Source organism: Nitrospirillum karajorum (assembly GCF_036348415.1).
GTDB lineage: Bacteria > Pseudomonadota > Alphaproteobacteria > Azospirillales > Azospirillaceae > Nitrospirillum > Nitrospirillum amazonense_B.
The window spans coordinates 18,371-44,464 of sequence record NZ_JAZBQB010000004.1 but is presented as its reverse complement, the minus strand read 5'-3'; the positions used below and the strand labels follow the sequence as shown (position 1 = coordinate 44,464).

Annotated in this window: 22 protein-coding genes and 9 pseudogenes; 11 read left to right on the top strand and 20 right to left on the bottom strand. The window is 62.2% G+C overall.

Annotated features, from left to right (window positions below; genetic code table 11):
• The first annotated feature begins 32 nt into the window (after positions 1 to 32).
• A pseudogene (locus UCD39_RS26065) lies at positions 33 to 1,046 on the top strand (IS110 family RNA-guided transposase).
• 327 nt (positions 1,047 to 1,373) lie between these two features.
• Here the strand turns inward: UCD39_RS26065 and UCD39_RS26060 are convergent.
• The 4 genes and pseudogenes from UCD39_RS26060 to UCD39_RS26045 form a co-directional block, all read right to left on the bottom strand.
• A pseudogene (locus tag UCD39_RS26060) lies at positions 1,374 to 1,839 on the bottom strand (DDE-type integrase/transposase/recombinase); the annotation flags it as partial.
• Between the two features lie 67 nt (positions 1,840 to 1,906).
• On the bottom strand, positions 1,907 to 3,421 hold the full coding sequence (ltrA, locus tag UCD39_RS26055) for a group II intron reverse transcriptase/maturase (protein WP_442943713.1): 1,515 nt from the start codon (positions 3,419 to 3,421) through the stop codon (positions 1,907 to 1,909).
• 792 nt (positions 3,422 to 4,213) lie between these two features.
• Positions 4,214 to 4,444, bottom strand: a complete 231-nt coding sequence (locus UCD39_RS26050) for an IS3 family transposase (RefSeq protein WP_330498543.1) — start codon at positions 4,442 to 4,444, stop codon at positions 4,214 to 4,216.
• A gap of 20 nt (positions 4,445 to 4,464) precedes the next feature.
• Positions 4,465 to 4,629 (bottom strand): hypothetical protein, encoded by a 165-nt coding sequence (locus UCD39_RS26045; RefSeq protein WP_330498547.1) that lies wholly within the window; start codon positions 4,627 to 4,629, stop codon positions 4,465 to 4,467.
• 154 nt (positions 4,630 to 4,783) lie between these two features.
• On the opposite strand from UCD39_RS26045, the gene istA (UCD39_RS26040) reads away from it, so the two are divergent.
• Together istA (UCD39_RS26040) and istB (UCD39_RS26035) are read left to right on the top strand one after the other, a co-directional pair.
• Positions 4,784 to 6,070 carry an IS21 family transposase gene (gene istA / locus UCD39_RS26040; RefSeq protein WP_330498537.1) on the top strand — a complete coding sequence of 429 codons (1,287 nt, stop codon included), beginning with the start codon at positions 4,784 to 4,786 and terminating at the stop codon, positions 6,068 to 6,070.
• The gene (gene istB, locus UCD39_RS26035; protein ID WP_330498538.1) at positions 6,067 to 6,915 is read left to right on the top strand and encodes an IS21-like element helper ATPase IstB; all 849 of its coding nucleotides are present in this window, start codon (positions 6,067 to 6,069) and stop codon (positions 6,913 to 6,915) included. The genes istA (UCD39_RS26040) and istB (UCD39_RS26035) overlap by 4 nt, the downstream gene beginning before the upstream one ends.
• Before the next feature lie 112 nt (positions 6,916 to 7,027).
• On the opposite strand, the gene UCD39_RS26030 is transcribed toward istB (UCD39_RS26035), so the two are convergent.
• Positions 7,028 to 7,834, bottom strand: coding sequence for an IS110 family RNA-guided transposase (locus UCD39_RS26030; RefSeq protein ID WP_330498546.1), 807 nt, complete (start codon positions 7,832 to 7,834; stop codon positions 7,028 to 7,030).
• A gap of 199 nt (positions 7,835 to 8,033) precedes the next feature.
• Between UCD39_RS26030 and UCD39_RS26025 the strand changes: the two are divergent.
• Positions 8,034 to 8,579, top strand: a pseudogene (locus tag UCD39_RS26025) (integrase core domain-containing protein); the annotation flags it as partial.
• Positions 8,580 to 8,632: 53 nt separating this feature from the next.
• Positions 8,633 to 8,950, top strand: a pseudogene (locus UCD39_RS26020) (ISAs1 family transposase); the annotation flags it as partial.
• Between the two features lie 153 nt (positions 8,951 to 9,103).
• On the opposite strand, the gene UCD39_RS26015 reads toward UCD39_RS26020, so the two are convergent.
• A complete protein-coding gene (locus UCD39_RS26015; protein ID WP_330498545.1) occupies positions 9,104 to 10,354 on the bottom strand; it encodes a hypothetical protein in 1,251 nt (416 codons plus the stop codon).
• Between the two features lie 103 nt (positions 10,355 to 10,457).
• Here UCD39_RS26015 and UCD39_RS26010 point away from each other — a divergent pair.
• Positions 10,458 to 10,958: pseudogene (locus tag UCD39_RS26010) on the top strand (transposase); the annotation flags it as partial.
• A gap of 756 nt (positions 10,959 to 11,714) precedes the next feature.
• On the opposite strand, the gene UCD39_RS26005 reads toward UCD39_RS26010, so the two are convergent.
• From UCD39_RS26005 to UCD39_RS25985, 6 genes and pseudogenes are all read right to left on the bottom strand, one after another.
• On the bottom strand, positions 11,715 to 11,903 hold the full coding sequence (locus UCD39_RS26005; protein WP_442943729.1) for an IS3 family transposase: 189 nt from the start codon (positions 11,901 to 11,903) through the stop codon (positions 11,715 to 11,717).
• Positions 11,888 to 12,012 (bottom strand): annotated as a pseudogene (locus UCD39_RS28630) (IS3 family transposase); the annotation flags it as partial. The gene UCD39_RS26005 and the pseudogene UCD39_RS28630, both read right to left, overlap by 16 nt.
• A 63-nt stretch (positions 12,013 to 12,075) precedes the next feature.
• A pseudogene (locus tag UCD39_RS26000) lies at positions 12,076 to 12,564 on the bottom strand (IS3 family transposase); the annotation flags it as partial.
• A 67-nt stretch (positions 12,565 to 12,631) separates the two neighbouring features.
• Positions 12,632 to 14,146 (bottom strand): group II intron reverse transcriptase/maturase, encoded by a 1,515-nt coding sequence (gene ltrA, locus UCD39_RS25995; RefSeq protein ID WP_442943712.1) that lies wholly within the window; start codon positions 14,144 to 14,146, stop codon positions 12,632 to 12,634.
• A gap of 792 nt (positions 14,147 to 14,938) precedes the next feature.
• The gene (locus tag UCD39_RS25990; RefSeq protein ID WP_330498543.1) at positions 14,939 to 15,169 is read right to left on the bottom strand and encodes an IS3 family transposase; all 231 of its coding nucleotides are present in this window, start codon (positions 15,167 to 15,169) and stop codon (positions 14,939 to 14,941) included.
• A gap of 20 nt (positions 15,170 to 15,189) precedes the next feature.
• A complete protein-coding gene (locus tag UCD39_RS25985; protein ID WP_330498542.1) occupies positions 15,190 to 15,477 on the bottom strand; it encodes a transposase in 288 nt (95 codons plus the stop codon).
• On the opposite strand from UCD39_RS25985, the gene UCD39_RS25980 reads away from it, so the two are divergent.
• The 4 genes from UCD39_RS25980 (at position 15,476) to UCD39_RS25965 (ending at position 18,501) form a co-directional block, all read left to right on the top strand.
• Positions 15,476 to 15,670: a hypothetical protein gene (locus UCD39_RS25980; protein WP_330498952.1), complete on the top strand. Its 195-nt coding sequence runs from the start codon at positions 15,476 to 15,478 to the stop codon at positions 15,668 to 15,670. The genes UCD39_RS25985 and UCD39_RS25980 overlap by 2 nt on opposite strands.
• A 457-nt stretch (positions 15,671 to 16,127) precedes the next feature.
• Complete coding sequence (locus UCD39_RS25975) at positions 16,128 to 17,186, top strand: GHMP family kinase ATP-binding protein (protein WP_330498541.1); 1,059 nt, start codon at positions 16,128 to 16,130, stop codon at positions 17,184 to 17,186.
• Positions 17,187 to 17,224: 38 nt separating this feature from the next.
• Positions 17,225 to 17,767 carry a D-sedoheptulose-7-phosphate isomerase gene (locus UCD39_RS25970; protein WP_442943728.1) on the top strand — a complete coding sequence of 181 codons (543 nt, stop codon included), beginning with the start codon at positions 17,225 to 17,227 and terminating at the stop codon, positions 17,765 to 17,767.
• Positions 17,767 to 18,501, top strand: coding sequence for a nucleotidyltransferase family protein (locus tag UCD39_RS25965; protein ID WP_330498539.1), 735 nt, complete (start codon positions 17,767 to 17,769; stop codon positions 18,499 to 18,501). The genes UCD39_RS25970 and UCD39_RS25965 overlap by 1 nt, the downstream gene beginning before the upstream one ends.
• A gap of 355 nt (positions 18,502 to 18,856) precedes the next feature.
• Here the strand turns inward: UCD39_RS25965 and UCD39_RS25960 are convergent, their stop codons facing one another.
• From UCD39_RS25960 to UCD39_RS25940, 5 genes are all read right to left on the bottom strand, one after another.
• The gene (locus UCD39_RS25960; RefSeq protein WP_330494633.1) at positions 18,857 to 19,432 is read right to left on the bottom strand and encodes a plasmid pRiA4b ORF-3 family protein; all 576 of its coding nucleotides are present in this window, start codon (positions 19,430 to 19,432) and stop codon (positions 18,857 to 18,859) included.
• On the bottom strand, positions 19,429 to 21,024 hold the full coding sequence (tnpC, locus tag UCD39_RS25955) for an IS66 family transposase (protein ID WP_330494634.1): 1,596 nt from the start codon (positions 21,022 to 21,024) through the stop codon (positions 19,429 to 19,431). Before tnpC ends, UCD39_RS25960 begins: the two co-directional genes overlap by 4 nt.
• A gap of 96 nt (positions 21,025 to 21,120) precedes the next feature.
• A complete protein-coding gene (tnpB, locus tag UCD39_RS25950) occupies positions 21,121 to 21,468 on the bottom strand; it encodes an IS66 family insertion sequence element accessory protein TnpB (protein WP_044559820.1) in 348 nt (115 codons plus the stop codon).
• Positions 21,465 to 21,899, bottom strand: a complete 435-nt coding sequence (gene tnpA, locus UCD39_RS25945; protein ID WP_330494635.1) for an IS66-like element accessory protein TnpA — start codon at positions 21,897 to 21,899, stop codon at positions 21,465 to 21,467. The genes tnpB and tnpA overlap by 4 nt, the downstream gene beginning before the upstream one ends.
• 36 nt (positions 21,900 to 21,935) lie before the next feature.
• Positions 21,936 to 22,166 (bottom strand): hypothetical protein, encoded by a 231-nt coding sequence (locus tag UCD39_RS25940; protein WP_330498951.1) that lies wholly within the window; start codon positions 22,164 to 22,166, stop codon positions 21,936 to 21,938.
• Here UCD39_RS25940 and UCD39_RS25935 point away from each other — a divergent pair.
• Positions 22,165 to 22,287: pseudogene (locus tag UCD39_RS25935) on the top strand (transposase); the annotation flags it as partial. The gene UCD39_RS25940 and the pseudogene UCD39_RS25935 overlap by 2 nt on opposite strands.
• A 62-nt stretch (positions 22,288 to 22,349) precedes the next feature.
• On the opposite strand, the gene istB (UCD39_RS25930) reads toward UCD39_RS25935, so the two are convergent.
• From istB (UCD39_RS25930) to UCD39_RS25920, 3 genes and pseudogenes are all read right to left on the bottom strand, one after another.
• The gene (istB, locus tag UCD39_RS25930) at positions 22,350 to 23,198 is read right to left on the bottom strand and encodes an IS21-like element helper ATPase IstB (RefSeq protein ID WP_330498538.1); all 849 of its coding nucleotides are present in this window, start codon (positions 23,196 to 23,198) and stop codon (positions 22,350 to 22,352) included.
• Complete coding sequence (istA, locus tag UCD39_RS25925) at positions 23,195 to 24,481, bottom strand: IS21 family transposase (protein ID WP_330498537.1); 1,287 nt, start codon at positions 24,479 to 24,481, stop codon at positions 23,195 to 23,197. The genes istB (UCD39_RS25930) and istA (UCD39_RS25925) overlap by 4 nt, the downstream gene beginning before the upstream one ends.
• 317 nt (positions 24,482 to 24,798) lie before the next feature.
• Positions 24,799 to 25,960: pseudogene (locus tag UCD39_RS25920) on the bottom strand (IS3 family transposase).
• Between the last annotated feature and the right edge of the window lie 134 nt (positions 25,961 to 26,094).

The following is a 26,094-nucleotide window of genomic DNA, read 5'->3' as shown; positions in this document are numbered from 1 at the left end:
GATGTCTGCTGGACATCGTTATGGAGGGCACCATGACCACGACGTATTTGGTGGCGATAGACCTGGCCAAGCGGCATTTCCAGGTCTGCGCGACGGACTTTTCCGGCAAGGTGTTGTTCAATCGTGCTTTTTCACGGTAGAAGCTGATGGTGTTTCTGAGTGGCCAGCCTCGCTGCATCGTTGCGATGGAGGCCTGCTCGACCAGCCACTACTGGGGCCGGCTCGCCGAAGGTGCGGGGCATGAGGTTCGGCTGATCCCGCCGATTTACGTGAAGCCGTTCGTGAAGCGGCAGAAGAACGACGCGGCGGACGCCGAGGCGATCTCGGAAGCGGCCCGCCGTCCGAACCTTCATTTCGTTGCGGTGAAGAGTGTGGAGCATCAGGCCCGGGCGGTCACCTTTCGGACCCACCAGTGTTTTGTGAGGCAGCGGACGCAGTTGATCAACGCGTTGCGCGGCCATCTGGCGGAATTCGGCATCGTCGCGCCGGTTGGGGCGACCAATGTCACGCGGCTGGAGGAGGCGATTGGCGCCGAGGGTGACGATCTGCCGCCCGTTGTCCGCGAGATGGCTGGCTTCTACATTGAACAGATCAAAGCTCTGACGGTGAGGATCGACGGCCTGGTTCAGCGCCTGCAATCGGCATCCCGGACGGATGCGTTTCTGCGGCGTCTCTGCACCCTTCCGGGCGTCGGCCCCATCACGGCCGGTGCGCTTGCCGCCTTCGCGCCGGACCTGCGCACCTTTTCCGATGGCAGGAACTTCGCGGCCTGGCTGGGCCTGGTGCCGAAGCAGTTGTCTTCTGGAGGCAAATCCCGGCTGGGCGGCATGAGCCGAATGGGCCAGGACGATATCCGAAGGCTGTTGATCATTGGTGCCATGAGCCGCATCCGATGGATCTGCCGGCGCGGGGCGACACCGGACAACTGGCTTGGGCGTCTCCTGTTGCGCAAGCCGCGTATGGTCGCTGCCGTCGCCCTGGCCAACAAGATGGCACGGACCCTTTGGGCGATGGTGGTCAAGCAACAGGATTATCGGACAGCGTGATCCGGCAGTCGGTAATGGCGCCTGACGGAGCACGTTGCGGGCCTCACGGCCCGGGCAGGAAGATCGACTGACGGTGTAAGCGGCAAGGACTTCAATGTTCAGGTGGGAATAACCAGTCCCGGCGCGCGGGCGACAAAGCTCTCTGAACCGATGTGAACCCCATCTCTCGAACAGCATACCGGCCCGTGGCCCGTTCAGGCCACATCATGAGGCCTGACACACGACCGATAGAACTCCTCGCAGCCGATACGACGTCAGAAGATTCCTCTTGCTTAACCGGGGGCATCCACACACGCGCCGGGATTGTCGGAGGCGTTTTGGTTTGAGTCAGGCGGCCATCGCCGGAGTGTCCGTCATGGCGTGGAAGCGAGCCTCAGCTTCGGCGGGCGGGATGTTGCCAATGGGCCCCAGGATCCGCTGGTGGTTGAACCAATCGACCCATTCCAGGGTGGCGTATTCGACGGCCTCGAAGGATCGCCATGGCCCACGCCGGTGGATCACCTCGGCCTTGTAGAGGCCGTTGATGGTTTCCGCCAGGGCGTTGTCGTAGCTGTCGCCGACACTGCCGACCGAGGGCTCGATCCCGGCGTCCGCCAGGCGCTCGGTGTACTTGATGCTGGTGAACCAGGCCGCCGTGCTTGGCTGGGCGTCGTTCATGCAGAGCCTGCTCCAGGGCGTCGAGCACGAAGGCGGCATGGGCCGTCCGCGACACCCGCCAGCCGACGATGCGCCGGGCGTAGGCGTCGATGACGAAGGCGACATAGACGAAGCCACCCCAGGTCGCCAGTGGAGTAGGAAGCGCTGGGGCGCTTCCCCTCCCCGAACCGTACGTGCACCTTTCAGCGCATACGGCTCTCCCTTCAACCTTGGCCCAGGGCCAAGGCGACATCATGATAGCGGGAGGTGACGGTGTTTCGGAGTTCGTCCCTGAAGATGTAGGGATTTCGCTCCGGGTTCCGCCACCGGAACTGCGCCTTCTGGCTGGAGACCAGTCGACGCAGCGCCTTGCCGACGGGATTTCCCCGATTGCTTCGGCCATAGACCAGCCAAGTCTTCGCCTGGCCGGTGGCTGGAGCTTGGTACCATTTTCGCATCAATGGCTTGATGCGGGAGCGATATTTCCGCGCCAGCCAGTGCGCCATTTTCCAGAACACGACGGTGTCGATGCGCCGGAACGTGCGCGCCGTGAAGTCGGTGAACTTGTAGAACGCGGCCCATCCCACCAGTTGGCGGTTCAGGCTGTCGATCATGTCCACCGCAGCAACATCATGATTGCCGGAGAGGGCTTCGACCAAGCGACGGGCGAAGGTCTTGGCTTTCTCCTTGGGTATGGTGGTAACCACGGACATCCTTCCGCTCGACCCCCGCTTGCGAATGATCCGGTGCCCGAGGAAGACGAACCCGTCGTCGACGTGGGTGATATGGGTCTTGCCCATATTCAGCGTCAGCTTCAGGCAGCCTTCCAGGAAGGCCCGGCATTCCTCGCGGATGGCTTCGGCTTGCGCCCTTGTCCCTTTGACGATGACGACGAAGTCATCGGCATAGCGGCAGTAGGCGACAGCGGGCTTCCATTGCCGGTTCTCTCGAACCGTGATGGGGCGCCCCTGCTGAATGCCGAAGTTCCAGGCCCAGCGGTCCTTGCGGGCTTTCGCGCTCAGGTATTTCGCCTCCAGCCACACATCAAACTCATGGAGCATGATGTTGGACAGGAGCGGCGACAACACGCCGCCTTGCGGAACCCCTTCGCTCGACGCCACGAACAGGCCACGGTCAACGTGGCCCGCCTTCAGGAGACGCCAGAGCAGATCGATGAACCGATCATCCCGAATGCGCCGCCGGACGCAGTGAAGCAGAAGCCGGTGGTGAACCGTGTCGAAGTAGCTCGCCAGATCGCCTTCGACGATCCAGCGTCCCCTCGTTCCGGCGTCCCCATCCTGCAACTGGAGCTTCACGGTCCGGACGGCGTGATGTACGCTGCGTTCCGGTCTGAAGCCGTAGGAGAGGCGATGGAAGTCGCTTTCCCAGATCGGCTCCATGGCCATCAGCATCGCGCGTTGGACGATGCGGTCCCTCAGGGTCGGAATACCCAGTGGTCGTGTCTTGCCGTTGGCTTTGGGAATATAGAGTCGCTTGACCGGCTGTGGGCGGTAGTCCCCCGACAGCAGGTCCGTTCGCAGGCTGGCCAGGTGTTCCCCCAGTTCAGCCTGCATCCACCGCTTGTCCATTCCGTCAATGCCCGGTGTCTTGGCGCCACTCGACGCCAGGACGATCCGGGCGGCTTCGGCAAGCCATTCCCCATCGGCCACGAGCCGGAGGAGACGATCGAACCGGCGGTTCGGGTCGCTCTCGGCCCATGTCGCGAGCTTGTGCTGCATTTCGCTGATTATCAAAGGTCTTCACCTCGTTGGGTCAGGTAGTTTGCACGCCAAGCCGGTTGAACTGTCCCCCTTCGCCATGTGACAGGCTTTCCCTGTCGCGGACTACTACGAGGACTCCGCCAGCATGATGGGCATCGGGGCCAACTCCCTTGGCATTCCATCACGCCTTCCCTCGTTCATATGCTGGACGTTCACGCGCTGGGGAGGTTGCCGGTCGCAGTCCTTGTCCTTGCGTCCCGCAAGTCGACGCCGATCCATGGTCTGGCTGCGTTCTCCCCATGGGTCCCCTCGGGTCGCCTTACATCTGCGCCCGAGTTCGGATGCCATCGACTTACGTGTCCGACGGCACCATCGGCATTCCGCCTGTTAAGCCGTGTAGGCGAAGGCGACATTTCAGCCCTCGGATGCGGTTTAACCGGTTCGTGTTCCTCGACCTTCCAGCACTTCAGCCTCGGGGACCATCTCGGCGTAACGGCTTCGCCTCAGTCCCCTTTTCCTGCGGGCTACGTCACCCTGTCAGTTGACGACAGGTCACCGCCGCTTGGGCTCATGCCCCCCCACAGCAGAGGGCAGGGCCTTCGTTCAATTCCTCCTTTCTCCTTGGCATTCCAGTCATATGCACCCCGGACCATCCGGGACGAGGCGCACTGAACGTGATATCGGTGGCCCACACCTGGTTCGGCCGGTCGATCACCAGGTCCCGCAGCAGGTAGGGATACAGCTTGTGCGCCGGGTGCCGCTTACTGGTGTTCGGCTTCTGCCAGATCACCTGCAAGCCCATCACCCCCATCACCGCCGCACCCGCTTCCGGTTGACGGCATGACCCGCCCGGCGCAGCACCGCCGTCATTCGCCGTGAACCATAGCAGGGGGTCTCCAGGAACTGCCGGTCGATCAGCTCCATCAGCGCCAGATCCGACGCATTGTCGTTGACCGGCCTGTAATAAAAGCTGGACCGGTTGAGACCGATCAGCGCGCATTGCCGCGCCACCGACAGGGCGGGGTGCCCGGGACGGATCATCGCCCGCTTCTCCGCCCGGCTCATTTGCCGAGCGCGCGAGACAAAAAATCAATCTGCACCTTCTGCTGGCCGATCTGCTTGTACAACTCGTCCGTCAGCCCTTCCGCCTCCTTGGTCGAACGCTCCGTCCCCCGCTCGAACACCGAGGACGCTCCGGCCGTCAGCGCCCGCTTCCATTCGTTCACCAGCGTGTGTCAGTGGCGGATGAATACTCCCCAAAAGTGGCGCCCGAATTTTCCCCAGTTTCGCTGACCGGCGAGGTCCCGGGGGGCATGCCCCCCGGGACCTCGCGGCCACTGGTCACCCAGACTGTCCTCGCAGGCGCGAGGGAGGGGACTGGTGGTCACACTTGGGGAACTTGTCATGATCCTGGAACTCGCCCGTGAAGGGCTGACCGTCTCCGCCATCGCCCGGCAGACCGGCCTGGACCGTAAGACCGTCCGTCGCTACATCGCCCAGGGGCTGGAGCCGCCCCGCTATACGCCCCGGGCGCCCAAGCCCACGGTGGTCGGGCCCTATGAAGCCTACCTGCGCCAGCGGGTAATCGCGGTACCCGGGCTGAGCGCCCGCCGTCTGCTGCGGGAGATCCAAGCCCTGGGCTATCCCGGCGGCTACACGGTGGTAAAGGATTACCTGCGCACCGTGCGCCCGGCGGCGGCCAAGGGCTATGAGCAGCGGTTCGAGACGCCGCCGGGGCATCAGGCCCAGGTGGACTTCGCCCACTTCAAGGCCAGATTCACCGACGAGCCCGGCGTGGAACGGGTGGTGTGGCTGTTCTCCCTGGTGCTGGGCCACAGCCGCATGCTCTGGGCGCGCTTCGTCGCCCGCCAGGACTTGGCCACCGTGCTGAGGTGCCATATCGCCGCCTTCGAGGCCCTGGGCGGCGTGCCCGCCCGCATCCTCTACGACCGCATGAAGGCCGCCGTGCTGGGCGAAGCGGCGGGGGATGACGGCGCCGATGGCGGCATCGTCTACAATGCCCGCCTGCTGGACCTAGCCACCCATTACGGCTTCCTGCCTAAGGCCTGCAAACCCTATCGCGCTAAGACCAAGGGCAAAGTCGAGCGGCCCTTCCGCTACATCCGCCAGGACTTCTTCCTGGGACGTACCTTCCGCAACCTCGACGACCTGAACGGCCAACTGCGCCAATGGCTGGACCAGGTCGCCAATATCCGCCGCCACGCCACCACCCTGCGCATCGTCGTCGAGCACTACGCCGAGGAACGGTCCCACCTCAAGCCCGTCCCCGCAATCCCCTATGCCACCGTGCTGTCCCTGGAACGCCGCATCACCAAGGACGGCATGGCGTCCGTCGGCGGCAACCTCTATTCCGTCCCCGACAGCACCCGGCGCCGCGCCGTCGAAGTGCACCTCACCGCCGACCAGGTCCTCATCCTGGAGGAAGGCCGCCGGATCGCCGTCCACCCTGTGCTGGAAGGGCGTGGGCGCCGACACCTGATCGCCGGGCACCGCGTCCTACCGCCACCCGTCAACAGCACGACACCCCGGCAAAGTGCTCCCCAGGCGCCACCATTACGGCGGCCCGGCGAGATCGTCACGCCGCGCGACCTGGCGATTTACGACGCCATCGGCCGCCACCTCGCCCAGCGCGAGGTCACGCCATGAGCGCCACCCTCGACAGCATTCGCCGCCACTTGGTGGGCCTGAAGATGCCGCGCGCCCTGGAAACGCTGGACCACGTCCTGCGCCAGGCCGAGCGCGGCACCCTCACCACCCTGGAGGCCATCGACGCCCTGCTCGGCGAGGAACTGGCGCTGCGAGAAGCACGCCGTGTCAAGGCAGCCCTCCAGATGGGCCGTCTGCTCACCGTCAAGACGTTGGCGGGCTTCGACTTCGCCTTCCAGCCTTCCCTCGACAGGGATCGCATCCTGGCCCTGGCCCAACTGGACTTCATCGACCGGCACGAAGTCCTCCATCTCCTGGGCCAACCCGGATGTGGCAAGACCCACCTCGCCACGGCCCTGGGCGTCGAGGCCGTCAAGGCGGGACGCTCCGTCTACTTCATCACCCTGGCCGACCTCATCGCTTCCCTGGCCAAGGCCGAACGCGAAGGCACCTTGCGGGAACGCTTGCGCTTCCTCTGCCGCCCCCAACTCCTCATCGTCGATGAGATCGGCTACCTGCCCGTCGTGCCCGGCGGCGGCAACCTCTTCTTCCAGCTCGTCAACGCCCGATACGAAAAGGGCGCCATGGTCCTCACCTCGAACCGCGGCTTCGCCGAGTGGGGCGACGTCTTCGGCGACACCGTCGTCGCCACGGCGCTCCTCGATCGCCTTCTCCACCACGCCATCGTCGTACAGATCGAGGGCGCCAGCTACAGGCTACGCCAGCATGCCGACCTCATCCCGGAAAACGTCCGGCGAAGACCCGACACCGCTCCGCTCCAAGCCATCCGAAAACGTGGAAGACCGCCGAAAGTGAGGCCCGCCGACACCCACCCAATCAATTAACCAAACAAACCATCTGGGGATTTTTAAGTCGCCACTTCTGGGGAAAATCACTTCGCCGTTTACATGCCCTCACGTTTCACCCGGCGGCGAAGCACAACCTGGCCGGTGGCGCTCAGCCCAGCAACGCTGCAGGAATTCTTGCCAAGGTCGATCCCAAGAACAACGATATCCATCGGATGCGGCTCATGGCACCAATGATCAACAGCCTTCGGATATCGTCCTGGCCCATTCGGCTCATGCCGCCAAGCCGGGATTTGCCTCCAGAAGACAACTGCTTCGGCACCAGGCCCAGCCAGGCCGCGAAGTTCCTGCCATCGGAAAAGGTGCGCAGGTCCGGCGCGAAGGCGGCAAGTGCACCGGGCGTGACGGGGCCGACGCCTGGAAGGGTGCAGAGACGCCGCAGAAACGCATCCGTCCGGGATGCCGATTGCAGGCGCTGAACCAGGCCGTCGATCCTCACCGTCAGAGCTTTGATCTGTTCAATGTAGAAGCCAGCCATCTCGCGGACAACGGGCGGCAGATCGTCACCCTCGGCGCCAATCGCCTCCTCCAGCCGCGTGACATTGGTCGCCCCAACCGGCGCGACGATGCCGAATTCCGCCAGATGGCCGCGCAACGCGTTGATCAACTGCGTCCGCTGCCTCACAAAACACTGGTGGGTCCGAAAGGTGACCGCCCGGGCCTGATGCTCCACACTCTTCACCGCAACGAAATGAAGGTTCGGACGGCGGGCCGCTTCCGAGATCGCCTCGGCGTCCGCCGCGTCGTTCTTCTGCCGCTTCACGAACGGCTTCACGTAAATCGGCGGGATCAGCCGAACCTCATGCCCCGCACCTTCGGCGAGCCGGCCCCAGTAGTGGCTGGTCGAGCAGGCCTCCATCGCAACGATGCAGCGAGGCTGGCCACTCAGAAACACCATCAGCTTCTACCGTGAAAAAGCACGATTGAACAACACCTTGCCGGAAAAGTCCGTCGCGCAGACCTGGAAATGCCGCTTGGCCAGGTCTATCGCCACCAAATACGTCGTGGTCATGGTGCCCTCCATAACGATGTCCAGCAGACATCATAGCCTGGCATCCGCCGATGCCGAGGAAAGGGGGCATCCACACCATCAGTTCACCTTCTTCGTCGGCGTCTTCAAGGGTGTGGGCAAGGTCTACCTGCAGACCGCCATCGACTGCCACAGCCGTCATGCCTGGGCCAGGCTCTACGCCAACAAATTGCCGTTGACCGCCGTCCAGACTCTGAACAACGACGTGCTGCCCACCTTCGAGGCCGAAGGCGCCACCGTCGAGGCTGTGCTGAGCGACAACGGCCGTGAGTTCTGTGGCCGCGAGGACCAGCACCCCTACGAACTCTTCCTCCAACTGGAAGGCATCGAGCACAGGCGGACCAAGGTCAAACGCCCGCAATCCAACGGCATCGTCGAGCGCCTGCACCGCACGCTGCTGGGCGAGCACTTCCGCGTCGAAGGCCGACGCACCTGGTTCGATACCATCGAGGAGATGCAGATCGTGCTCGACCAGTACCTGGTCGTCTACAATACCAAGCGGCCCCATCAGGGACGTGACATGAGGGGACGCACGCCCCTCCAGGCCTTCCGCGACGGTATCCCCAAACCACAGAAGGAGGCACCCGAAACCAACCTCAAACCCGCCGCCTGATAACCTCACATGAGGGGGCGACTGTCAGGGGATAACCATCTCTGAACACCAAGATCGAGCGTAACGGCAAAACCAGCCTGGAACGCCGATACTATCTTTTATCTCAAAAACTCGACATCCACCTCTTCGCTCATGCCGTCCGAGCCCATTGGCATATCGAAAACCGGCTCCACTGGGTACTCGATGTCGTCCTCCATGAAGACTTGAGCCGTCTCAGATCCGGCAACGGACCCCAGAACATGGCAATCATCCGACACATGGCTATGAACCTCCTGCGAGGCGCAAAGGACAAGCACAATCTCAAAGTCCGCAGAAAATCCGCCGCCTGGGATACCCAATACCTTCACGCCCTCATCACACAGTCCGCATAACCCACTTTAAGCGATTCTCCTGGACGCGCGGCGTCCGTTGATATCGCCTGTTACTCGCGCCGACAGTCAAGATCCTCCATTACGCGGAACTTTCATCTCTATACAAGTAGGATTTGGTATTAGGCCTACGTTGCGGGAATTTCTGTATGAGTGTCAAAGCGACTCCAAATCTGCCAAATCTAAACCAGTTTCTTTCACTTTAATTAAGTTATTCATCAGCCAGTTCTTGGTATGAATGTTTCCACACCGGTATGAATCGACGAAGAGTGTGCGCGCCCGTTGGATCTGCCCAGTTAAAGCAAGACTCTTTACCAGTGCGAGACACGAATCTGGGCGATCTGGTGCCCTAGAATGATATTCGGAAGCGTACTCGACGGCTCTGTCGAGATCCCTATTAATAATTGCCATCCAAGACAAGATTACGTATTGGCGCCTTTGGCCGCGATAGTAATCCTTACATTGTTCTACATACGAAGAGGCAAGGTCAAATCTCTTTTCCGAATTACAAAAAGAAAAAGCATAAATCCAAAATTCATCATGCCCTCTCGATAAACTTAGGAGCTTTTCAAGGGCGAGAAGCGCATAATCAATATCTCCAAGCGCACGACTGGCCTTAACTATGGCAAGCCAATACTGGCTATCATGAAACCTAATATCCGTAATTAAATCCGCAGCACGCAGGGTTTCTTGCCATGCTGCGGATTGGGCACTCCGAATCATTGTCTCATAATAATTATACTGTATTCCCCAGTCGAATTTTAGATCCAGACGCACTTCTACAGGCACTGGGTGGCCCGTGGCGAAGTTCAGACCCTCTCCAGATCTTACGTCGCGAATTATACTGCGCACATCCTCATTCAAGATTCCCAATTTAGAGGCGATATGCTCGACCAATAAGGAAGTAAGCATCCCACCAGGGTGAACTGACGTATGGAACAGCGGATAGAGCGCAATCTCTTCACGCAATGCCCTAGCAATCTGTCCACCGGTCCCAGCGCGATCTTCAGTAACTTCTAAAATTCGCAGATCAGTAGCATAGTGGCGATTCGCGTTCGAATAACCCCCAAAATTCTGTCGGAATTCATCTGGAAAAATAGAAAATAATTGAATGTGAGGGAAAGTTATAATCGAGTCGACCAATTCTTCATATTTGGACGGCGCCTTAGACATGTGAATTGTGCTTTGCGAGACTTGAATGACTTTACTGCCAGTAGACTTGCGCGCGCACAATTCAATAACTTCAGATTCGGAAATATAGGCACACGATCGCCCATTGTAACCAGGAACATAACCAAGATCGCCGCCTACGGCAAAAGCTTGCACGCCTTCCATGGCCGAAAAAATCGCGGCAATGTGCTGCGCTTGGCAGTTTCCATCAAACACCAATATGAGATTATTATCCATTTGCGGCTTGTCCCTGAGGCTCCGGGGCATCAATACCTAGTGCTAGGACTAGCTTGGCATGATAGAGCATATGGCGAACAGATAAGCGCCGAGATGTCCCGCCATACTCGACTTCCCCCGCTCTATCCTGGAGTTTCAGCATCAGTTCGCCGTTGAGGTGGCATGTGCGGCCCGGTTGGCGGCAGCGCGGTGGCCGGACGGGTTCCGTTGTCCTGGCTGCGGGCGCGACTGGGAGTGGGGCCTGAGCACCAAGGCCTGGACCGACGAGTGCCGCCAATGTCACGGGCAAACCTCGGTGACGGCGGGGACGGTGATGAACGGTTCCAAATTGCCGCTGACCGTGTGGTTCTGGGCGACCTATCTGATGACCACGCATACCAACGACCTGCCGGTCCGGCATATGGGCCGGCAACTGAGGCTGGAATCGCACAAGACCGCCTAGTTGCTGTGCGCCAAGCTGCGCCTGGCTATGGCCGATCCCGGCCCGGCCTTGCTGTTCGGCATGGTCAAGAAGGCCGATGAGACCGATATCCCCCACCTGACCAAGGATGACCCGCCGGCCGGGGGCGAGGTCATCGACAAGGCACCGGCTCTCCTGCGCTTGCCGCATCAAGCTCACCACGTACAAAGTGTTGATATCACCGAAACTCAGGGGGAAGATGCAACTATTTCTTAATGGCCATCATTCGCACTACAGCATCGTAAATAAATACCAATAACGACCGACCATGAAACGTTTAAGTCGACTCGCGGGGCTATAGAACTGCTGGATCGCAATTGGTAACTTTCTTAAAATATCGATTTTTTCAAGTGATTTTTCATTATTGACGCGCTCCTGTTGTACACAGAAAAAATCAATCCCCGTTCTGATTGGATTTTTCCTCCTGTTGGCATTAAGGGCATTTGCTTCTATCAGGTATAGATATTGCCTGCGTTTTGTCAACGGCGGATTCCGACTGAAGCCGGCTGGGGTTCCGATCAATCCGGGGATTGTGCCCCAACGGGTTATCTAGCCTGGATAATTCGCCGCCCCGATTTGCCCGGCTCATGCTGGTGACGCAAGTTCGCGTGCCAACGTATGGCCCGCCCCGTCCACAGGTGGTTTGACGATCCAGCCTTGATCAGTCTGCTTCAACGTATCCGGCCTCGGGGCGATGCCCCCTGCCAAGATGGAGATCCGCGCAACCCGGTCCCTCATAATCGGCCCGGCCTCGAAGGCCGTTGACAACACCCAGGTTTCCTTACTGCCGTTCGACTGTCAGGCCATCTCGTCCTACCGCCCGCAGACATCGGCAACCGTTGTCAGTGGCGGATGAATACTCCCCAGAAGTGTGGAGTGCGCCCCTTGGGGTGGACAGCTTCAAGCCGCGGAATTGACCGGTGATCGGGCGTGTTGTTCTTCGAATGCAATAGGGCTGAGATAGCCCAGCGCTGAATGAAGGCGCCGGGCATTGTAACCCAGATCGATGAAACGCGGCAGATCGGCCACGACGTCGTCGAAGGTCTCGTACGCCATGGGATAAACGGCCTCGACCTTCAGGGTTTTCATGAAGCTTTCGGCCTTGGCGTTGTCGTAGGGATTGCCGCGCCGAACTCATGGAGCCGACGAAGCCGTTGTCTGCCAAGATCCGCCGATAGGCGACGCTGGCATACTGAGCTGGCCCCCCTTGGCTGGACAGGTTTGACCGTTCGTTAAGCTCGGATTGCGCACTGCTGGTTACTCAAGCTGCCACAGCCAGTGTGGACGGGGCGAGCCCCGTCCACACTGGGCGGCGGAAATAGACCTCATCGGGGGTCTGATAAGCCAGCCCCTGATGCGGTCGTTGGGTGTTGTAGGCGGCCAGCCAGGTACCGATACCGGCTCGGGCCGCCGACCCGGTGTCATAGGCTCGCAGATAGACGTCCTCGTATTTCAGGCTGCGCCAAAGCCGCTCAACAAAGACGTTGTCGATGCACCGCCCCTTACCATCCATGCTGATCTTCACGCCCGCGCCGGTCAGCACGCCGGTGAAGCCCGTGCTGGTGAATTGGCTGCCCTGGTCGCTGTTGAATATCTCCGGCTTCCCATAGCGGCCCAGGGCTTCCTCCAGCGCCTCGATGCAGAAGTCCACCTCCATCGTGTTCGACAGCCGCCAAGACAGGACCTTGCGGCTGAACCAGTCCATGATCACCACCAGATACAGGAACCCCCGCGGCATGGGGAGTGGAGTAGGAAGCGCTGGGGCGCTTCCCCTCCCCGAACCGTACGTGCACCTTTCAGCGCATACGGCTCTCCCTTCAACCTTGGCCCAGGGCCAAGGCGACATCATGATAGCGGGAGGTGACGGTGTTTCGGAGTTCGTCCCTGAAGATGTAGGGATTTCGCTCCGGGTTCCGCCACCGGAACTGCGCCTTCTGGCTGGAGGCCAGTCGACGCAGCGCCTTGCCGACGGGATTTCCCCGATTGCTTCGGCCATAGACCAGCCAAGTCTTCGCCTGGCCGGTGGCTGGAGCTTGGTACCATTTTCGCATCAATGGCTTGATGCGGGAGCGATATTTCCGCGCCAGCCAGTGCGCCATTTTCCAGAACACGACGGTGTCGATGCGCCGGAATGTGCGCGCCGTGAAGTCGGTGAACTTGTAGAACGCGGCCCATCCCACCAGTTCGCGGTTCAGGCTGTCGATCATGTCCACCGCGGCAACATCATGATTGCCGGAGAGGGCCTCGACCAGACGACGGGCGAAGGTCTTGGCTTTCTCCTTGGGTATGGTGGTGACCACGGACATACCCCCGTTCGACCCCCGCTTGCGAATGATCCGGTGCCCGAGGAAGACGAACCCGTCGTCGACGTGGGTGACATGGGTTTTGCCCATATTCAACGTCAGCTTCAGGCGACCTTCCAGGAAGGCCCGGCATTCCTCGCGGATGGCTTCGGCCTGCGCCCTTGTCCCTTTGACGATGACGACGAAGTCATCGGCATAGCGGCAGTAGGCGACAGCGGGCTTCCATTGCCGGTTCTCCCGAACCGCGATGGGGCGCCCTTGCTGGATGCCGAAGTTCCAGGCCCAGCGGTCCTTGCGGGCTTTCGCGCTCAGGTATTTCGCCTCCAGCCACTCATCAAACTCATGGAGCATGATGTTGGACAGGAGCGGCGACAACACGCCGCCTTGCGGAACCCCTTCGCTCGACGCCACGAACAGGCCACGGTCAACGTGGCCCGCCTTCAGGAGCCGCCAGAGCAGATCGGTGAACCGATCATCCCGGATGCGCCGCCGGACGCAGTGAAGCAGAAGCCGGTGGTGAACCGTGTCGAAGTAGCTCGCCAGATCGCCTTCGACGATCCAGCGGCCCCTCGTTCCCACGTCCCCATCCTGCAACTGGAGCTTCACGGTCCGGACGGCGTGATGCACGCTGCGTTCGGGTCTGAAGCCGTAGGAGAGGCGATGGAAGTCGCTTTCCCAGATCGGCTCCATGGCCATCAGCATCGCGCGTTGGACGATGCGGTCCCTCAGGGTCGGGATACCCAGTGGTCGCGTCTTGCCGTTGGCTTTGGGGATATAGAGTCGCTTGACCGGCTGTGGACGGTAGTCCCCCGACAGCAGGTCCGTTCGCAGGCTGGCCAGGTGTTCCGCCAGTTCAGCCTGCATCCACCGCTTGTCCATTCCGTCAATGCCCGGTGTCTTGGCGCCACTCGACGCCAGGACGATCCGGGCGGCTTCGGCAAGCCATTCCCGATCAGCCACGAGCCGGAGGAGGCGATCGAACCGGCGGTTCGGGTCGCTCTCGGCCCATGTCGCGAGCTTGTGCTGCATTTCGCTGATTATCAAAGGTCTTCACCTCGTTGGGTCAGGTAGTTTGCGCGCCAAGCCGGTTGAACTGTCCCCCTTCGCCATGTGACAGGCTTTCCCTGTCGCGGACTACTACGAGGACTCCGCCAGCATGATGGGCATCGGGGCCAACTCCCTTGGCATTCCATCACGCCTTCCCTCGTTCATATGCTGGACGTTCACGCGCTGGGGAGGTTGCCGGTCGCAGTCCTTGTCCTTGCGTCCCGCAAGTCGACGCCGATCCATGGTCTGGCTGCGTTCTCCCCATGGGTCCCCTCGGGTCGCCTTACATCTGCGCCCGAGTTCGGATGCCATCGACTTACGTGTCCGACGGCACCATCGGCATTCCGCCTGTTAAGCCGTGTAGGCGAAGGCGACATTTCAGCCCTCGGATGCGGTTTAACCGGTTCGTGTTCCTCGACCTTCCAGCACTTCAGCCTCGGGGACCATCTCGGCGTAACGGCTTCGCCTCAGTCCCCTTTTCCTGCGGGCTACGTCACCCTGTCAGTTGACGACAGGTCACCGCCGCTTGGGCTCATGCCCCCCCACAGCAGAGGGCAGGGCCTTCGTTCAATTCCTCCTTTCTCCTTGGCATTCCAGTCATATGCACCCCGGACCATCCGGGACGAGGCGCACTGAACGTGATATCGGTGGCCCACACCTGGTTCGGCCGGTCGATCACCAGGTCCCGCAGCAGGTAGGGATACAGCTTGTGCGCCGGGTGCCGCTTACTGGTGTTCGGCTTCTGCCAGATCACCTGCAAGCCCATCACCCCCATCACCGCCGCACCCGCTTCCGGTTGACGGCATGACCCGCCCGGCGCAGCACCGCCGTCATTCGCCGTGAACCATAGCAGGGGGTCTCCAGGAACTGCCGGTCGATCAGCTCCATCAGCGCCAGATCCGACGCATTGTCGTTGACCGGCCTGTAATAAAAGCTGGACCGGTTGAGACCGATCAGCGCGCATTGCCGCGCCACCGACAGGGCGGGGTGCCCGGGACGGATCATCGCCCGCTTCTCCGCCCGGCTCATTTGCCGAGCGCGCGAGACAAAAAATCAATCTGCACCTTCTGCTGGCCGATCTGCTTGTACAACTCGTCCGTCAGCCCTTCCGCCTCCTTGGTCGAACGCTCCGTCCCCCGCTCGAACACCGAGGACGCTCCGGCCGTCAGCGCCCGCTTCCATTCGTTCACCAGCGTGTGATGAACGCCGTGCTTCGCCGCGATCTCCGGCACCGTCTGCTCCCCCCGAAGCGCCTCCAGCGCCACCTTGGCCTTGAACGCGGCGCTGTGATTCCGTCGTGTCGACTTGCTCATGGTCCTGCTGTCCTCTCTCCGTTGGCAGAGAGCAAAACCCGAGCTTAACGACATGTCCACTTTCCTGGGACCAGCTCACTGGTCCAATGGCCAAACCGAAGGCCAGATCACCAAGCTCAAACTCGTCAAACGCCAGATGTATGGCCGCGGAAAGCTTGACCTCCTCCAGGCCCGCGTCATCGGCGCCGAATGATCTGCCCATCATCAAGTTTGCGTCAGAGCCAATTTTGGGTGCATCCAGCCCCGATAACTGGGGCACTTTTCCACGCCGGATAACACCGTGGTCGTGACATGGCCTGTTCCCACCGCTGTTCACAGGGTGAATCGAATCACGAAACGCCCTAAAAGGGGATCCCAAATCGCAAGAAAGCGGAGGTCGAGCCCCCGCTTTCCTGCAAATCCGATTACTGACCGGGCGCCGAAACCGCAGCCTCATCAGGGGCTTAGCGATTATTCACAGACGACTATCGTTTGCTGGCCCCCATCGGGAATATCCCGCTAGCCGAGGCCGAGGCGCGCTACTATGCTGCTGCCGACAACTAAACCTTGGCGGCATGACTCACAACAGTCAGCCTTCGGTAAACTCGGGGCGGTTCATGTTCTTTAATCGATAAGCGTCCTGCTATTTGGTGAGATTGAGGAGATTTATAATGGCCCTCGCCTATAATCCTAAAGCTGGCACTTTGATTCGTGCACGTGCGCCCCTCAGGCTTGGGCTGGCCGGTGGTGGCACAGATGTTTCGCCCTATTGCGACATTCATACGGGTGCCATCCTGAATGTCACCATCTCCAAGTTCTCATACGCGATGCTAGAAATCACCGATGACGGCCAGATTGTTTTCGAGGCATTGGATCGTAACGAGATGACCACTTATGACGTGGTGGTGAGGCTGCCGCCGGATGGATGCCTGGACCTTCACAAAGCCGTGTACAACCGCATTGTAGGCGACTACCTGGGAGGGCGGCCAGTATCGCTCCGGCTGAGGACAAGTTCCGACGCGGTAGCTGGTTCGGGCCTAGGGTCTTCGTCCACCCTCGTGGTGACAATGGTGCAGGCCTTCGTCGAGGCCTTCGCGCTGCCGCTGGGAGAATATGACGTGGCTCATCTGGCCTACATCATCGAGCGCAAGGATCTGGGCCTGAAGGGCGGCAAGCAGGATCAGTACGCTGCCACCTTCGGCGGATTCAATTTTATGGAGTTCTACGCCGAGGACCGTGTCATCGTTAACCCGCTACGAGTGAAAAACTGGATCGCCTGCGAACTAGAATCGTCCTTGGTGCTTTACTTCACCGGGGTCTCGCGCGAATCCGCGAACATCATCGCGGAGCAGGTCAGCAACGTCCAAAGCGGCAACCAAACCTCTATCGATGCCATGCACGCGCTGCGACGTGAGGCGGTGGCGATGAAAGAACACCTGTTGCGCGGGGACATTCCTGCCCTCGGGCGCGCCCTTCAGGCTGGCTGGGAAGCAAAAAAACGTAGCGCCCACTCTATTTCCAACTCCAACATCGACGCCATCGATCAAGCGGCCCGCGAGGCCGGGGCCTTCGCTGGCAAGATGTCGGGCGCCGGGGGCGGGGGGTTCATGTTCTTCCTGGCCCCGCCGGAATGCCGGCAGAAGGTTATCAAGGCGCTGCAACAGTTCGGTGGTACGGCCTCGGCCTGCTATTTCACCTCTGAGGGAGCCAAAGCGTGGAGAGTGCGATGATCGGTGCGATTAAAGAGGAACTGGGCGCCACCATCCAGATGTTGCAAGCCATGCAAACCGACACGGACCTTTGCCAGCGTGTCGCCGACGTGGTGGACCTGAGCGTCGCCGCCCTCCAGGCCGGCAACAAAATCCTGTTCGCCGGCAACGGGGGCAGCGCCGCCGACGCCCAGCATTGGGCTGGCGAGTTGGTGAGCCGTTTCAATTATGATCGGCCGGGCCTGGCTGCCATCGCGCTGACCACCGACACTTCCATCCTGACCGCAATCGGCAACGACTACGGCTACGATTATAGTTTTGCCCGGCAGATCGAGGCCTTGGGTCGGGAAGGCGATGTATTTTTCGCCCTGTCCACCTCGGGCCGCTCAAAGAACATCATCCGCGCCCTGGCCGCCTGCAAGGAGCGCGGCGTGAAGACGGTGGGCTTCACCGGCGCCACAGGCGGCGACATGCTGGCTCTGTGCGATCTTTGCCTTCGCATCCCCTCAACCCACACACCGCGCATCCAGGAGGGTCATGAAGCCTTGGGCCACATGATTTGCGGCCTGATCGAGCAGCGCATTTTTCCGAAAGCGGCGTAATGCGCGAAGCGGTCATTCTGGCTGGAGGACTTGGGACCCGTCTGCGCACCGTGGTCAGCGACTTGCCCAAGTCACTGGCCATGGTGGCCGGTCGCCCCTTCCTGCATTGGCAACTGGAACAACTGGCCGACCAAGGCTTTAGCCGAGTCATCCTGGCGGTGGGTTACATGCACGACAAGGTCATGGCGGCGTATGGCGATACGTTCGCCGGCATGGCGGTCCAATATGCGGTGGAAGAGACCGCGTTGGGGACGGGTGGCGCCATTTGGCAAGCGGCTCGCCTGGTGGAAGGGGAGACCTTCTTCACGCTTAATGGTGACACTTATTTCGACCTCCCGGCAGATGAGATGGAAACGGCTCTGCAGGATTCGGGAACCGACATGGCTATGGCCGTGTGCCATGTCGCCGACTGCGGACGCTATGGGTTGGTCAGCGTCGTGGATGGGCGACTGGCCGGCTTTCGTGAGAAAGCGCCCGGCCGGCCGGGCGCCGTCAATGCCGGCGCCTACCTATTCCGCCGCTCCCTGGTGGATCGTTGGACATTGCCGGAGCGGTTCTCCATCGAAACTGATTTTCTACAGCCACGATTATCCGACCTGAATGTCGCCGCAGTTCCAGTTCGAGGCGACTTCATCGACATCGGCATTCCCGAGGATTACGCCTATTCCCAGAAGCGCATCCCCGAACTGAAGGCCCTACGCCAACACCAAAATGCCGGCACCGACTCGAAATAAACCAAAGTAATATACAACCAGGCATTACGACGGTCGTGGCACAGATTGATACCAAGTCGTCCGTGAATAATCGCTAAGCCCCTGATGAGGCTGCGGTTTCGGCGCCCGGTCAGTAATCGGATTTGCAGGAAAGCGGGGGCTCGACCTCCGCTTTCTTGCGATTTGGGATCCCCTTTTAGGGCGTTTCGTGATTCGATTCACCCTGTGAACAGCGGTGGGAACAGGCCATGTCACGACCACGGTGTTATCCGGCGTGGAAAAGTGCCCCAGTTATCGGGGCTGGATGCACCCAAAATTGGCTCTGACGCAAACTTGATGATGGGCAGATCATTCGGCGCCGGTAAGCGTCAGCGGATCACCGCGTCTTTGCCTTTTTCGGTGCTGACCGGCGAGCGGCGATGCGGGCGAGTCTTTGCCTGACCGGTTGCTCATCGAAGGCGCCAGGATCGTAGTCACCGAGCCACTCCTTGACCTCATCGTGATCGGGATGGTTCGGGTCAGCGAGGATGTCGAGTTGAGCATAGAAGCCAGGAATGCCGCCGCAATCCTCCGGCGGCGCGGCACCTTCCCCGGCGACGTAGCGGGGATAGGCGACACCCATTTCGGGCGGACGGGGCCGGGTCACAGTCAGTTGATGTTCCCAGCAGTCACCGAAGTCGTAGGTGTAGAGGAGCTTGGTCTTGCGAGGCCGCAGCAGGTCTTGAAGCGGCAGCTTGGCGGCCCGGCTTTGGGATATCTCCTCGCTGTCGCTGGCGAATGACCAGAGATGGGCATCCTGCCATTCCATGGCGGCCTGGATGACGCCATGAACTTGCTTCAGCGTCATCGTGATCGGCACCTCGACCTCGCGCCAGATCGGCGGGTCGGTGTCGAGCAGATCGATGCGGACTGTCGCGATGAGCTCTGGCGGGAGGGGGGCGTCGGCGGTCATGCCGCGAGTTTGTCAGCCCGGCGTGTCCAGTTCCAGGGCAGAAGTTCGGCCAGCCGGTTGATCGGATGGCCCTTGGCCATGCGGTCCAGGACATCCGCCAGATAGGCCTCGGGGTCGAGCCCGTTCAGCTTCGCCGTCTCCAGGACGGAGTAGAGGAGTGCCGCCCGGTCGCCGCCCGCCTCGGAGCCCAGGAACAGGAAGTTCTTCCTGGTAAGGGCGATGCCACGCAGGGAGCGCTCGGCGGGATTGTTGTCGATGGCGATGCGGCCGTCGGCGACATAGAGGGTGAGCGCGTTCCAGCGGTTCAGCGCATACCCGATCGCCTTGCCCAGCGTGTTCTTGGCCGACAGGCGCCGCTGCTGCGCCTCCAGCCATGGTTTGAGGTCGTCGAGGATGGGAACGGCGAGTTGCCGTCGCGCGTCCCGGCGCTGGTCGGCCGACAGGCCGGTGATCGTGGCCTCGACCTCGTAGAGCCGCCCAATCCGGCGCAAGGCCTCTTCGGCGATGGGTGACCTGGTCTTCTCGTACTGGTCGTAGAGGTGCCGCCGCGCATGCGCCCAACAGGCCGCATGGACGATACCTGGTGGAACGATACCGGGCGGGACCAGGCCCGATGGCCGGGTCAGGGCCTCATAGCCCGTGTAGGCGTCGGCCTGGATCACCCCGCTGAACCCGGAGAGATGCTCACGCGGGCGCTCGCCCTTGCGGTCCGGGCTGAAGCGATAGAACGCCGCCGGCGCACGGTCACCGCACCAGGGCCGCTCATCGACCAGATAGGTCCAGAGCCGACCGAGCCTGGTCTGGCCGTTGCCGGGGGCCAGCACCTTGACCGGCGTGTCGTCGGTGTGGATGATTGGCGCCGCCATCACATGGGCGCCGATCAGACCGGCCAGGGGGGCTACCCACCAGGCGGCATGGCCGACCCAATCGGCCAAGGTCGCGCGCTCGATCGCGATGCCCTCACGCGCCAGGATCGCCGACTGCCGGTAGAGCGGCAGCCCGTCCAGGTACTTCGACACCACGACATTGGCCAGCAGGCCGGCCCCGGGGCGGCCCTTCTCCACCGGCAGGTCCGGGGCCGGCGCCTGGAGGACGGCCTCGCACGCCCGGCAAGACAGCTTCGGCCGGATGTGGCGGATCACCTTGAGCCGGGCCGGGATCTTCTCCAGTACCTCGGTCACGTCCTCACCCAACCGGGAGAAATGCGTGCCGCCGCAGCCGGGGCAGACGTCGCCTGGGGAATGGACGACCTCTTCGCGTGGCAAATGCTCCGGCAGAGGACGGCGCACCGGATGACGCTGGTCCCGCTGGCGCCGTTCCGGGGCCGCGTTCCCGCCATCCAGCGACGGCGCCGTCCGGGCGGCCTCGCCTTCCTCCAGGTCTTCCAGCATCAGTTCCAGTTGGGCGATCTGCCGGTCGAGCTTCTCCGACGAGCGGCCGAACTGCATCCGGCGAAGCTTGGCCAGTTGCGCCTTATACTGCTCGATCAGGAGACGTGCGCCGGTCAGTTCCGCCCGCGCCGCGGCCAGTTCGGCCTCGCGTTCGGCGAGCCGGGCACGAAGCTCGGCGATCTCTGCGGCAACGTCGGTCATGGGGCGGATTCTACCCGAAAACACCACCACCGGCAGGGTGGTGGACAGCATCCGAGTCACTATGACGCGCCGGGGGCCGCATGGAACCGAGCGTGCTCAGCAGGCCGCGTCCGGCTGCCAGGTGCGCACCGGCGTCCGCCAATCGATCCCTTCCAGCAGCATGGAAACCTGGGCGGAGGTGAGCACGACCGAGCCCTCCCGGGCCTGCGGCCAGACGAACCGGCCGCGCTCCAGCCGCTTGGAGAACAGGCAAAGGCCCTGGCCGTCCCACCATAAAATCTTGATCAGGTCGCCCCGCCGCCCCCGGAAGGCGTAAAGCGCGCCGTCGTGGGGATCAAGCCTCAGCATCGTCTGCACCTGGGCGGCCAGGCTGTCGAACCCACGGCGCATATCGGTCGCGCCGCACGCCAGGTAGATGCGCACATTGCCCGGAATGCCGATCACGACAACGCCGCCAAAACCCGGCGCAACGCCGCTTCGCCGACATCGCCGGTGATCCGCAGCCGCACGCCGGTCGGCAGCTCCACCTCGATCACGCCGATGGCAACGGGGGCCCGCTCCGCCGCTTGAGGAGCGACAGCTGGTTCAGGCAACGCCGCATCGGCAACGACCGAGACCGGCACGAACCCCGTCAGCTCACCCGACCGGAACTGCTTGCGCCACGTCGACAGCTGACCGGTGCTGATACCGTGCATCCGGCACGTCAGGCTCGGCGACGACCCCGGCGCCACACTCTGCGCCAGAACCCGCAGCTTCTCCTCGGTACTCCAGCGCCGCCGCCGCTCCGGCCCGCTCAAAACCTCGCCGTGCAACTCCGAAGCGCTCGTATGAGCACTTCGAAGCGCCTCCTTGCCGATCACCGTCACGTCATCCATGCGTCCACCACTCAAGCCGAGCGGCAAGCATGCCCATCAATAACGCCCTGGGAAGGCGGGGCTGCGCTGACGCTTACCGGCGCCGATGACGCGGGCCTGGAGGAGGTCAAGCTTTCCGCGGCCATACATCTGGCGTTTGACGAGTTTGAGCTTGGTGATCTGGCCTTCGGTTTGGCCATTGGACCAGTGAGCTGGTCCCAGGAAAGTGGACATGTCGTTAAGCTCGGGTTTTGCTCTCTGCCAACGGAGAGAGGACAGCAGGACCATGAGCAAGTCGACACGACGGAATCACAGCGCCGCGTTCAAGGCCAAGGTGGCGCTGGAGGCGCTTCGGGGGGAGCAGACGGTGCCGGAGATCGCGGCGAAGCACGGCGTTCATCACACGCTGTAAACGGCGAAGTGATTTTCCCCAGAAGTGGCGACTTAAAAATCCCCAGATGGTTTGTTTGGTTAATTGATTGGGTGGGTGTCGGCGGGCCTCACTTTCGGCGGTCTTCCACGTTTTCGGATGGCTTGGAGCGGAGCGGTGTCGGGTCTTCGCCGGACGTTTTCCGGGATGAGGTCGGCATGCTGGCGTAGCCTGTAGCTGGCGCCCTCGATCTGTACGACGATGGCGTGGTGGAGAAGGCGATCGAGGAGCGCCGTGGCGACGACGGTGTCGCCGAAGACGTCGCCCCACTCGGCGAAGCCGCGGTTCGAGGTGAGGACCATGGCGCCCTTTTCGTATCGGGCGTTGACGAGCTGGAAGAAGAGGTTGCCGCCGCCGGGCACGACGGGCAGGTAGCCGATCTCATCGACGATGAGGAGTTGGGGGCGGCAGAGGAAGCGCAAGCGTTCCCGCAAGGTGCCTTCGCGTTCGGCCTTGGCCAGGGAAGCGATGAGGTCGGCCAGGGTGATGAAGTAGACGGAGCGTCCCGCCTTGACGGCCTCGACGCCCAGGGCCGTGGCGAGGTGGGTCTTGCCACATCCGGGTTGGCCCAGGAGATGGAGGACTTCGTGCCGGTCGATGAAGTCCAGTTGGGCCAGGGCCAGGATGCGATCCCTGTCGAGGGAAGGCTGGAAGGCGAAGTCGAAGCCCGCCAACGTCTTGACGGTGAGCAGACGGCCCATCTGGAGGGCTGCCTTGACACGGCGTGCTTCTCGCAGCGCCAGTTCCTCGCCGAGCAGGGCGTCGATGGCCTCCAGGGTGGTGAGGGTGCCGCGCTCGGCCTGGCGCAGGACGTGGTCCAGCGTTTCCAGGGCGCGCGGCATCTTCAGGCCCACCAAGTGGCGGCGAATGCTGTCGAGGGTGGCGCTCATGGCGTGACCTCGCGCTGGGCGAGGTGGCGGCCGATGGCGTCGTAAATCGCCAGGTCGCGCGGCGTGACGATCTCGCCGGGCCGCCGTAATGGTGGCGCCTGGGGAGCACTTTGCCGGGGTGTCGTGCTGTTGACGGGTGGCGGTAGGACGCGGTGCCCGGCGATCAGGTGTCGGCGCCCACGCCCTTCCAGCACAGGGTGGACGGCGATCCGGCGGCCTTCCTCCAGGATGAGGACCTGGTCGGCGGTGAGGTGCACTTCGACGGCGCGGCGCCGGGTGCTGTCGGGGACGGAATAGAGGTTGCCGCCGACGGACGCCATGCCGTCCTTGGTGATGCGGCGTTCCAGGGACAGCACGGTGGCATAGGGGATTGCGGGGACGGGCTTGAGGTGGGACCGTTCCTCGGCGTAGTGCTCGACGACGATGCGCAGGGTGGTGGCGTGGCGGCGGATATTGGCGACCTGGTCCAGCCATTGGCGCAGTTGGCCGTTCAGGTCGTCGAGGTTGCGGAAGGTACGTCCCAGGAAGAAGTCCTGGCGGATGTAGCGGAAGGGCCGCTCGACTTTGCCCTTGGTCTTAGCGCGATAGGGTTTGCAGGCCTTAGGCAGGAAGCCGTAATGGGTGGCTAGGTCCAGCAGGCGGGCATTGTAGACGATGCCGCCATCGGCGCCGTCATCCCCCGCCGCTTCGCCCAGCACGGCGGCCTTCATGCGGTCGTAGAGGATGCGGGCGGGCACGCCGCCCAGGGCCTCGAAGGCGGCGATATGGCACCTCAGCACGGTGGCCAAGTCCTGGCGGGCGACGAAGCGCGCCCAGAGCATGCGGCTGTGGCCCAGCACCAGGGAGAACAGCCACACCACCCGTTCCACGCCGGGCTCGTCGGTGAATCTGGCCTTGAAGTGGGCGAAGTCCACCTGGGCCTGATGCCCCGGCGGCGTCTCGAACCGCTGCTCATAGCCCTTGGCCGCCGCCGGGCGCACGGTGCGCAGGTAATCCTTTACCACCGTGTAGCCGCCGGGATAGCCCAGGGCTTGGATCTCCCGCAGCAGACGGCGGGCGCTCAGCCCGGGTACCGCGATTACCCGCTGGCGCAGGTAGGCTTCATAGGGCCCGACCACCGTGGGCTTGGGCGCCCGGGGCGTATAGCGGGGCGGCTCCAGCCCCTGGGCGATGTAGCGACGGACGGTCTTACGGTCCAGGCCGGTCTGCCGGGCGATGGCGGAGACGGTCAGCCCTTCACGGGCGAGTTCCAGGATCATGACAAGTTCCCCAAGTGTGACCACCAGTCCCCTCCCTCGCGCCTGCGAGGACAGTCTGGGTGACCAGTGGCCGCGAGGTCCCGGGGGGCATGCCCCCCGGGACCTGGCCGGTCAGCGAAACTGGGGAAAATTCGGGCGCCACTTGGAGTGCGCCCCTTGGGGTGGACACAGCGGGTATAAAAGATTGACGGTGATGTCGGGCCTTGCAGGAGTGGGGTCATGGCGAAGCACCGAGTTTACAGCATCGCGTTCAAACGCCAGGTAGTTGCCGAGTGAGCTGGCCCCCCTTGGCTGGACAGGTTTGACCGTTCGTTAAGCTCGGATTGCGCACTGCTGGTTACTCAAGCTGCCACAGCCAGTGTGGACGGGGCGAGCCCCGTCCACACTGGGCGGCGGAAATAGACCTCATCGGGGGTCTGATAAGCCAGCCCCTGATGCGGTCGTTGGGTGTTGTAGGCGGCCAGCCAGGTACCGATACCGGCTCGGGCCGCCGACCCGGTGTCATAGGCTCGCAGATAGACGTCCTCGTATTTCAGGCTGCGCCAAAGCCGCTCAACAAAGACGTTGTCGATGCACCGCCCCTTACCATCCATGCTGATCTTCACGCCCGCGCCGGTCAGCACGCCGGTGAAGCCCGTGCTGGTGAATTGGCTGCCCTGGTCGCTGTTGAATATCTCCGGCTTCCCATAGCGGCCCAGGGCTTCCTCCAGCGCCTCGATGCAGAAGTCCACCTCCATCGTGTTCGACAGCCGCCAAGACAGGACCTTACGGCTGAACCAGTCCATGATCACCACCAGATACAGGAACCCCCGCGGCATGGGGATGAACGTGATATCGGTGGCCCACACCTGGTTCGGCCGGTCGATCACCAGGTCCCGCAGCAGGTAGGGATACAGCTTGTGCGCCGGGTGCCGCTTACTGGTGTTCGGCTTCTGCCAGATCACCTGCAAGCCCATCACCCCCATCACCGCCGCACCCGCTTCCGGTTGACGGCATGACCCGCCCGGCGCAGCACCGCCGTCATTCGCCGTGAACCATAGCAGGGGGTCTCCAGGAACTGCCGGTCGATCAGCTCCATCAGCGCCAGATCCGACGCATTGTCGTTGACCGGCCTGTAATAAAAGCTGGACCGGTTGAGACCGATCAGCGCGCATTGCCGCGCCACCGACAGGGCGGGGTGCCCGGGACGGATCATCGCCCGCTTCTCCGCCCGGCTCATTTGCCGAGCGCGCGAGACAAAAAATCAATCTGCACCTTCTGCTGGCCGATCTGCTTGTACAACTCGTCCGTCAGCCCTTCCGCCTCCTTGGTCGAACGCTCCGTCCCCCGCTCGAACACCGAGGACGCTCCGGCCGTCAGCGCCCGCTTCCATTCGTTCACCAGCGTGTGATGAACGCCGTGCTTCGCCGCGATCTCCGGCACCGTCTGCTCCCCCCGAAGCGCCTCCAGCGCCACCTTGGCCTTGAACGCGGCGCTGTGATTCCGTCGTGTCGACTTGCTCATGGTCCTGCTGTCCTCTCTCCGTTGGCAGAGAGCAAAACCCGAGCTTAACGACATGTCCACTTTCCTGGGACCAGCTCAGTTGAAGCAGACTGATCAAGGCGCGATCGTCAAACCACCTGTGGACGGGGCGGGCC

Excerpts from the sequence above, each read along its gene's own strand:
- ltrA (WP_442943713.1), bottom strand. The coding sequence starts at position 3,421 with ATGCAGCACAAGCTCGCGACATGGGCCGAGAGCGACCCGAACCGCCGG.
- UCD39_RS26050 (WP_330498543.1), bottom strand. The coding sequence starts at position 4,444 with ATGATCCGTCCCGGGCACCCCGCCCTGTCGGTGGCGCGGCAATGCGCG.
- istB (WP_330498538.1), top strand. The coding sequence starts at position 6,067 with ATGAGCGCCACCCTCGACAGCATTCGCCGCCACTTGGTGGGCCTGAAG.
- UCD39_RS26030 (WP_330498546.1), bottom strand. The coding sequence starts at position 7,834 with ATGGTGTTTCTGAGTGGCCAGCCTCGCTGCATCGTTGCGATGGAGGCC.
- UCD39_RS26015 (WP_330498545.1), bottom strand. The coding sequence starts at position 10,354 with ATGGATAATAATCTCATATTGGTGTTTGATGGAAACTGCCAAGCGCAG.
- UCD39_RS26005 (WP_442943729.1), bottom strand. The coding sequence starts at position 11,903 with ATGAAAACCCTGAAGGTCGAGGCCGTTTATCCCATGGCGTACGAGACC.
- ltrA (WP_442943712.1), bottom strand. The coding sequence starts at position 14,146 with ATGCAGCACAAGCTCGCGACATGGGCCGAGAGCGACCCGAACCGCCGG.
- UCD39_RS25990 (WP_330498543.1), bottom strand. The coding sequence starts at position 15,169 with ATGATCCGTCCCGGGCACCCCGCCCTGTCGGTGGCGCGGCAATGCGCG.
- UCD39_RS25980 (WP_330498952.1), top strand. The coding sequence starts at position 15,476 with ATGGTCCTGCTGTCCTCTCTCCGTTGGCAGAGAGCAAAACCCGAGCTT.
- UCD39_RS25985 (WP_330498542.1), bottom strand. The coding sequence starts at position 15,477 with ATGAGCAAGTCGACACGACGGAATCACAGCGCCGCGTTCAAGGCCAAG.
- UCD39_RS25975 (WP_330498541.1), top strand. The coding sequence starts at position 16,128 with ATGGCCCTCGCCTATAATCCTAAAGCTGGCACTTTGATTCGTGCACGT.
- UCD39_RS25970 (WP_442943728.1), top strand. The coding sequence starts at position 17,225 with ATGTTGCAAGCCATGCAAACCGACACGGACCTTTGCCAGCGTGTCGCC.
- UCD39_RS25965 (WP_330498539.1), top strand. The coding sequence starts at position 17,767 with ATGCGCGAAGCGGTCATTCTGGCTGGAGGACTTGGGACCCGTCTGCGC.
- UCD39_RS25960 (WP_330494633.1), bottom strand. The coding sequence starts at position 19,432 with ATGACCGCCGACGCCCCCCTCCCGCCAGAGCTCATCGCGACAGTCCGC.
- tnpC (WP_330494634.1), bottom strand. The coding sequence starts at position 21,024 with ATGACCGACGTTGCCGCAGAGATCGCCGAGCTTCGTGCCCGGCTCGCC.
- tnpA (WP_330494635.1), bottom strand. The coding sequence starts at position 21,899 with ATGGATGACGTGACGGTGATCGGCAAGGAGGCGCTTCGAAGTGCTCAT.
- UCD39_RS25940 (WP_330498951.1), bottom strand. The coding sequence starts at position 22,166 with ATGGTCCTGCTGTCCTCTCTCCGTTGGCAGAGAGCAAAACCCGAGCTT.
- istB (WP_330498538.1), bottom strand. The coding sequence starts at position 23,198 with ATGAGCGCCACCCTCGACAGCATTCGCCGCCACTTGGTGGGCCTGAAG.